Origin of the sequence: Labilibacter marinus (genome assembly GCF_001659685.2) — a bacterium.
GTDB lineage: Bacteria > Bacteroidota > Bacteroidia > Bacteroidales > Marinilabiliaceae > Saccharicrinis > Saccharicrinis marinus.
The window spans coordinates 1-1,957 of sequence record NZ_LXYE02000062.1; the positions used below are offsets into that span (position 1 = coordinate 1).

The following is a 1,957-nucleotide window of genomic DNA, read 5'->3' on the forward strand; positions in this document are numbered from 1 at the left end:
ATAATAATTGACATAGTGAGATTGGACTGAAAGCTGTTTAATTACAGTAGTTTATGAAGGAAAAGATTTAGAAATAAATCTCAAATATTTCTTCAAAAACATTTGGAGTTTAGGAATTAAAGTTGTTATCTTTGCATCCGCTTTTAGAGCAACACTTCAACAAGGGTTGAGGCGTAACAAACAAGATTGAAAAATAAGCATTGCGCTTATTAAGATATAAAGACGATAAGAAAGCTTATCGACGTTCTTTGAAAATATTGAAATGCATACTTAAAAAAAAGGAAAATTAAGAGAGTGATTCTTTGAGCAAAAACTCTTGTAAAGAATAATAGGAAGGCTAGTGCAAGAATGAAGAGTTACTGCAAAGTAATTTTGAACTTCAAACATTAGTCCAGTAAAATTTTTATACAACGAAGAGTTTGATCCTGGCTCAGGATGAACGCTAGCGACAGGCCTAACACATGCAAGTCGAGGGGTAACATGGTAGCTTGCTACCGATGACGACCGGCGCACGGGTGCGTAACGCGTATGAAACCTGCCTTTTACAGAAGGATAGCCCAGAGAAATTTGGATTAATACTTCATAGTTCTATTTATTCGCATGTTTAAATAGATAAAGTTTCGGCGGTAAAAGATGGTCATGCGTGACATTAGATTGTTGGTGAGGTAACGGCTCACCAAGTCGACGATGTCTAGGGGTTCTGAGAGGAAGGTCCCCCACACTGGTACTGAGACACGGACCAGACTCCTACGGGAGGCAGCAGTGAGGAATATTGGTCAATGGGCGCAAGCCTGAACCAGCCATGTCGCGTGCAGGAAGACGGTCCTATGGATTGTAAACTGCTTTTATACGGGAATAATGTGATCTACGTGTAGATCTTTGAAGGTACCGTATGAATAAGGATCGGCTAACTCCGTGCCAGCAGCCGCGGTAATACGGAGGATCCGAGCGTTATCCGGATTTATTGGGTTTAAAGGGTGCGTAGGCGGACTAATAAGTCAGTGGTGAAATCTTGCAGCTTAACTGTAAAACTGCCATTGATACTGTTAGTCTTGAATTTAGTTGAGGTAGGCGGAATGTGTTGTGTAGCGGTGAAATGCATAGATATAACACAGAACACCGATTGCGAAGGCAGCTTACTAAGCTATAATTGACGCTGATGCACGAAAGCGTGGGGAGCGAACAGGATTAGATACCCTGGTAGTCCACGCCGTAAACGATGATTACTCGTTGTTGGCAATACATCGTCAGCGACTGAGCGAAAGCATTAAGTAATCCACCTGGGGAGTACGTTGGCAACAATGAAACTCAAAGGAATTGACGGGGGCCCGCACAAGCGGAGGAACATGTGGTTTAATTCGATGATACGCGAGGAACCTTACCTGGACTTAAATGTAGATTGACAGGTTTAGAGATAGACTTTTCTTCGGACAATTTACAAGGTGCTGCATGGTTGTCGTCAGCTCGTGCCGTGAGGTGTCGGGTTAAGTCCCATAACGAGCGCAACCCCTATCTTTAGTTACCAGCACGTGATGGTGGGGACTCTAAAGAGACTGCCTGGGTAACCAGAGAGGAAGGTGGGGATGACGTCAAATCAGCACGGCCCTTACGTCCAGGGCTACACACGTGTTACAATGGTCGGTACAAAGGGCAGCTACATGGCAACATGATGCTAATCTCTAAAACCGGTCTCAGTTCGGATCGGAGTCTGCAACTCGACTCCGTGAAGCTGGATTCGCTAGTAATCGCATATCAGCCATGATGCGGTGAATACGTTCCCGGGCCTTGTACACACCGCCCGTCAAACCATGGAAGTTGGGGGTACCTGAAGTCTGTTACCGTAAGGAGCGGCCTAGGGTAAAACTAATAACTAGGGTTAAGTCGTAACAAGGTAGCCGTACCGGAAGGTGTGGCTGGAACACCTCCTTTCTGGAGAGAGTTTTTACATTGAAGATGA

The 1,957-nt window shown here is 44.6% G+C and carries 1 rRNA gene; it reads left to right on the top strand.

Annotated elements, in window-relative coordinates:
* Positions 1-407 precede the first annotated feature (407 nt).
* Positions 408-1,929: ribosomal RNA gene (locus A8L32_RS22395) — 16S ribosomal RNA — on the top strand.
* Positions 1,930-1,957: the final 28 nt, after the last annotated feature.